This window comes from Limosilactobacillus panis DSM 6035 (assembly GCF_001435935.1).
Classification (GTDB): Bacteria; Bacillota; Bacilli; order Lactobacillales; family Lactobacillaceae; genus Limosilactobacillus; species Limosilactobacillus panis.
The window spans coordinates 1-5,668 of sequence record NZ_AZGM01000149.1; the positions used below are offsets into that span (position 1 = coordinate 1).

Annotated in this window: 4 protein-coding genes; 1 reads left to right on the top strand and 3 read right to left on the bottom strand. The window is 46.2% G+C overall.

What is annotated here, in order from left to right; translation table 11 throughout:
• The first annotated feature begins 185 nt into the window (after positions 1 to 185).
• Positions 186 to 1,109, top strand: coding sequence for an IS30 family transposase (locus FD32_RS09415; protein WP_056962183.1), 924 nt, complete (start codon positions 186 to 188; stop codon positions 1,107 to 1,109).
• Between the two features lie 178 nt (positions 1,110 to 1,287).
• Here the strand turns inward: FD32_RS09415 and FD32_RS09420 are convergent, their stop codons facing one another.
• From FD32_RS09420 to nrdD, 3 genes are read right to left on the bottom strand one after another with little or no spacing between them, the layout of a single operon-like run.
• Positions 1,288 to 2,178: a SufD family Fe-S cluster assembly protein gene (locus FD32_RS09420; RefSeq protein WP_053003073.1), complete on the bottom strand. Its 891-nt coding sequence runs from the start codon at positions 2,176 to 2,178 to the stop codon at positions 1,288 to 1,290.
• 14 nt (positions 2,179 to 2,192) lie between these two features.
• Positions 2,193 to 2,780: an anaerobic ribonucleoside-triphosphate reductase activating protein gene (nrdG, locus tag FD32_RS09425; protein WP_047769687.1), complete on the bottom strand. Its 588-nt coding sequence runs from the start codon at positions 2,778 to 2,780 to the stop codon at positions 2,193 to 2,195.
• A gap of 12 nt (positions 2,781 to 2,792) precedes the next feature.
• On the bottom strand, positions 2,793 to 5,030 hold the full coding sequence (gene nrdD / locus FD32_RS09430) for an anaerobic ribonucleoside-triphosphate reductase (RefSeq protein ID WP_056962184.1): 2,238 nt from the start codon (positions 5,028 to 5,030) through the stop codon (positions 2,793 to 2,795).
• Positions 5,031 to 5,668 lie beyond the last annotated feature (638 nt).

Genomic DNA, 5,668 nt, shown 5'->3' on the forward strand with positions numbered 1-5,668 from the left:
ACTGATGTCGCGCATGACGCTTTTTCAATACGTGTTGTTATTCGGTGCTTACATTACATTTTTATTTTCTGACAATTTTGTAATGGTAGATTGTAAAATTTAAGTTGAACATTTAAGTGGACAGAAAAACCCATCAAGGTCTTTAATGGTGTTACCACAACATTCCATTAGAAAGAAGGACCTTAATGGGCACCACTATTTTATCATTCCAGAACCGTGTTGTCATTGAAACGCTTCATAATGAAGGACGTTCCTTGCGATACATCGCTAATTACTTAGGCTTTAGTAAAACCACAGTCTTTAACGAACTTCACCGGCTAAATAGTGAGTACCAGGCTGAGCTAGCGCAAACTGACTTTGAACGCAAGGTTAGTCAACGGGGGCGGAAGTTTTCGCTCACTAAAAACCTTAAACACTTGATCGAAGAAAAGATTCAAGTCCAGAAGTGGTCCCCTGAACAAGTTGCCCATGTAGTTGGAATTGCCTACAAGACGGTCTATAAATGGATTGATCAAGGATGGCTTGATATACAGTTGCCCGATTTGCCTGATCATGGAATGCGTCGTCATCGCGCTAAAGAAAAGCGTGGTACGTTCAGTCGCGGCCGCTCCATTGAGGAGCGTCCTCATAAAGTCGAAACTCGCCAGGAATTCGGCCACTTTGAAGCTGATACCGTACTTTCTGGCAAACGTAAAGGTCAAGCTATGGCTACTTTTGTGGAGCGTAAGAGTCGCCTGACAATTGTTAAACGGCTCCATGGTCGCGACAGTCAGTCCATGACTCAAGCCATACTTGAACTAGCTAGTCAACTTCAAAATAAGCTCAAGACGCTTACCGTGGATCATGGTAAAGAGTTCGCTAACTATCAGACAATTGAACGGCAAACTGGTACTCCGGTTTATTTTGCCCATGCTTATTCACCACATGAACGCGGCAGTAATGAGAACCGTAACCGAGTTTTACGACGCTTTATTCCCAAAGGCCAAGCCATTGAAGAGTTAAGCGATCACAAGCTGATTCAAATTAATTGGTATTTAAATTCCCGGCCACTTAAATGTCTTAATTGGCATACACCAATCGAGATCTTCCTGCTTAATCTACGTCACTAAATTCGTTCAAGTTATTTCTTGCAATCTGCCTAATAATAAATATCAGTCCTTTTGGCACCGCTTTTTCAGGTAATAACTTATGTTTTTAAAATAAAAATGCTGGGGGGACACCCTCAGCGCTTTATATAATTATTATAATTATTGATAAACATCCTTCATAATGTTAAAAATGATGAGCTTAAACGCCTGGCCAATCGCTATCTTGTGGGGTAATCACACGTTCATTAGTCATCAATGGTTCACCGCTAGTTGGTTTGAACGGTTCTGCTAGCACGGTCCCACCTTCATCCTGGTCAAGGTAAGTAGTTAAACTGGCTTGGCTTCCCTTTCCAAAGCCATCAACCTGTGGAAGAAAGTGATATCGTCCATACTTGTGAGGGTTAAGCATTGCCCTTGCTGTCCACTGGCTTGAGTCCCCATCCAAGAAATTACTTAACTTAATAGTGACGTCACCATCATTTTCCATCGTCTGGTCTGTCCGAACGCTTGCGCCGCGGGCCTGATAAAGACTTAGTCCTTGGAAAATTACTGGTGCACGCAATTGATTATTTTGCTTAAAATGCACCCGGGCATTCGCCCCCACAAGAATCTCGGTATCCGCAAACAATGGTTGGGCACTCTTAACGACCATCTTTTCCACCAGGGTAACCTCACTATTGGCCCCCACAATAATAATGTTCTGCGGGTTAGTCATCATCCCGCGGGGCGCAAAAGTGATGGGAACTACGACCTGCCGGTTGCTTGGCACGTAAATAAACTGACCCCCGTCGATGTTCGCCAGGTGGGCCGCAAACAGTTGGTTATCATGCCAGCTAATCCCCTTTTCCATTAGGTTTTCCTGAAGAAAGGTCGAGTAGTTATCGACAGCCTGAGTTAGCGGAGCAGCCATAAAATCACGGCCCTGATGTACCAACCAGTTTTCCTGGTAACCACCTGTTTTTATTTGCCAAGGTAGCCACCGTTCCTGGCCACTAAACTTAGGCAAGCGACCCTGTATAACTTGCGCTAGCTGTCGCTTTTTAGTTAACCATGCCGGTTCGCCGGCCCACATGACAACTGTTTTAGTCACGAAAACCAGCCTCCTTAGTGGACAAGCTTGTCCCAGATGACAACATGTCCCGCATCAAGTGACTTTGGAACGTCAATGATCCGCTGGTTAGAGCTCCCCCGGAACTGGAGGGTTAGGTCCTTTTTGGCAAGGATGAAGCGGCCGTCAACCAGGATATCAAGGTTGTGAAGAAGCTCCAGTTTATCAGCGGACTCCTTTTGCAACTCTTCCCAAGTGTAGCCAGTCCAGGACCATATGTCCTTGTCATGACCGAATTCTTTGCGCAGACGATGGACTAGTTTCAGGCAGACCTGGGTATTTAAAAAGGGCTCACCTCCCAGCAGGGTCAGTCCCTGTACATAGTCATGGGAAAGGTCCTCCATGATCTGGTCTTCCAGTTCCTGGGTGTAAGGCTGCCCATAGTGGAAGTTCTGCGCTGCCTTGTTATAACAGCCTGGACAGTTAAAAAGACAGCCACTAACGTAAATGCTGCACCGCACCCCTTCACCATCGACGAAGTTAAAGGGCTTGTAGTCCGCCACGTATTGAAGGGAATGGTCCGCAGCAAGCCATTCTTTTGGTTTAGGATTATTTGGTTGTCGCGTTTGCTTATTCTCTACCATTAAGTCTCTTCCTTAAATTTGCTTTCCCTTGATGGATGCATGAGCCTCGCGCCGGTCGCCCTGCCGTGAAGCCTCAAACTGGGCGGCAGACTTGATCATGGATGGGCTCATGTGCTTAACCCGGTGAATGATTTCCTCGTGCCGGCCGTGAACCATTGGCCGCTGTTGAGGGTTCCCCAAATAGCCACAGGTCCGCTTAACAACGTCACAGGTTGCCGGGTCGGAGTTACCACATTGCGGGCACTTGAAGCCCCGTTCAGTCGCTTTAAATTCACCCTTGAAGCCACACTTGAAGCACTGGTCAATGGAGGTGTTAGTTCCCAGGTAGCCCACATGGTCGTAAGCCCAGTCCCAGACTGCTTCTAGGGCCTTAGGGTTTTGCCGCAAGTTCGGGTATTCGCAGTAGTGAATGAAGCCCCCCGCTGCTTGGTATGGGAAGTCCTCTTCAAACTCCAGCTTCTCAAACGGGGTTGGGTGCTTGCGGACATCGTAGTGGAAACTATTGGTGTAGTATTCCTTATCCGTAACGTCTTCAACCCGGCCAAACTTCTTAATATCGTCCTGGCAGAAGGTATCGGTCAAGGATTCCGCCGGCGTTGAGTAGAGGCTAAAGTGATAGCCTTCCTCGTCTTCCCACTTAGCACAAAGGTCGTGCATGGCCTTGGTAATGGAAACGGCGAAATCATGAGCTTCCTTATTGTGCTCCCAGTTAGGACCGTAGAAGGTCGTGCAGACTTCGTACAGGCCAATGTAACCCAAAGAAACCGTGGCCCGGCTGTTCTTGAAGACTTCGTCAACACTGTCGGTCCGCTTCAGCCGTTTACCAAAGGCACCGTACATATACAGGAGCGGTGCGTTTTCTGGTTTGGCTTCCTTAGTCCGCTTAATCCGGTAATCGAGGGCAATCTTGCAGATGTTCATCTTTTCCTTGAAGATTTCCCAGAAGAGCCGCTTGTCACCGTGGGCTTCGAGGGCAATCCGCGGGAGGTTAACGGTAACCACACCGAGGTTCATCCGTCCGGAGTTAACTTCCTTACCGGTCTCCGGGTCGGTCCATCCTTGCAAAAAGGAACGACAGCCCATTGGCGTCTTAAAGCTCCCGGTGATTTCTTTAATCTTGTCGTACATCAAGAGGTCGGGGTACATCCGCTTAGTGGAGCACTCCAGGGCTAACTGTTTGATGTCGTAGTTCGGGTCACCAGGGTTAAGGTTGAGCCCCCGCTTCAGGGTAAAGATTAGCTTAGGAAAAATTGCCGTCCGGTGTTCTTTACCCAGCCCCTTGATTCGAATCTTTAGGATAGCCTTTTGAATCTCCCGTGAAATCCAGCTGGTTCCCAGACCGAAGTTAACGGTAGTAAATGGAGTTTGACCTTGGCTAGAGTAGAGGGTGTTAATTTCGTATTCAAGGGCCTGCATGGCGTCGTAGATATCCTTCTTGGTCTTTTCCCTAGCAAAGGCTTCCCGCTTGTCGGGAGCAATCCATTTGTCAGCATCCTTCATATGCTTTTCGTAGTTAATCTTGGCATACGGTTCAAGTAGTTGGTCGACTCGGTTAGCAGAGCAGCCACCGTATTGTAGTGAGGCAACGTTGGCAATGATCTGGGACATCTGTGCCGTGGCGGTCTGGATGGACCGGGGGGAGGAAACCCAGGCGTTCCCAATCTTGAAGCCATTCTTGAACATTTCATCAAAGTCAATCAGGCAACAGTTAGTTTCCGGCGTAACCGGGGAGTAGTCAAGGTCGTGCCAGTGAATGTCACCACGGAGGTGGGCCTTGGCAACAATACCCGGTAGCATCCGTAGCCCGAGGGCCCGGCTAACAACCCCGGCTTCGAGGTCCCGTTGGGTATTAAAAACCCGGCTATCCTTGTTGGCATTTTCGTGGACAACCTGGTCCTTACGCCCAAAGAGTTGTTCCAGCTTGTGCTGTGGGTTAATCGCTTCGGCAAAGGCTTCTTCGTCTTTCTTCCGGTAGTCAGTAAATTGCTGTGCCAATTCCGTGTGTCCAGCTTTCTGTAACCCTTCAATAAATAGTTTGGCAATGGTTGTGGCGGGAACTTCTTCTTCATCAATCAATGCATCAAAAATCGTCATATAGACAATGTGCTTGGCCTTGTCGTCAGCTTTAAGTGCATTTAATACTAAATCGATTTTGTATGCATAAAAGGAGGTCTTGGTCCCGTCACGTTTAATAACCTTCAGCTTTGCAAGATTATTTAAATCTTGTTTATCAATAATTTGGACCTTCATTTTATTTTTCCCCTTTCAAAATTTAACAATTTTATAGTATCGCAAAATACAACCAGTAGAAAGTATTGACATCCGACACACTATATGTTGTGGCAAAGTAAAAATTATGGTCAGGATGAAAATAAAACGGTTAATTTCAGAGCGCGATAAAAAAGCAACTCTACTACTGGTGCGGCCAGGACCACTTTCTTATCTTTTGAAATCGAATTAAGAAGCGAGCCCCCCCTTTATCAAAAGATAGATTTTTATTCTCCAGGAAAGTATGAAAAAGCTGTCATATTTCCAAATATCAGTGAAAAAGGGTTCGCCAGGATATTGAAAATAAGTACAGAATCTGCTCAAAAAAGAAAATAATCTAAGCCAAACCACTTAGATTATTCTTCCCAATATTTACATGCTAGATTGTATCATCTAATTTCCAATGATACTGGATTTTCTTTCTCGATTCAATCGTTATTTATTAAATCGGTTAGCTTGCTTACACTTAAAGGCACCTGCACTGGTTACTTGCTACCGATTGTTGCTTTGTATCAAATTTCCTGTACTAGGTCGTTTCACGAAAAATTCCCGTCAGATTGGTAATAATGTAAGCACCGAATAACAACACGTATTGAAAAAGCGTCATGCGCGACATCAGT

What these genes read in the sequence shown, in the direction of transcription:
- nrdG (WP_047769687.1), bottom strand. Translation starts at nt 2,780, where the DNA reads ATGGTAGAGAATAAGCAAACGCGACAACCAAATAATCCTAAACCAAAA.
- nrdD (WP_056962184.1), bottom strand. Translation starts at nt 5,030, where the DNA reads ATGAAGGTCCAAATTATTGATAAACAAGATTTAAATAATCTTGCAAAG.
- FD32_RS09415 (WP_056962183.1), top strand. Translation starts at nt 186, where the DNA reads ATGGGCACCACTATTTTATCATTCCAGAACCGTGTTGTCATTGAAACG.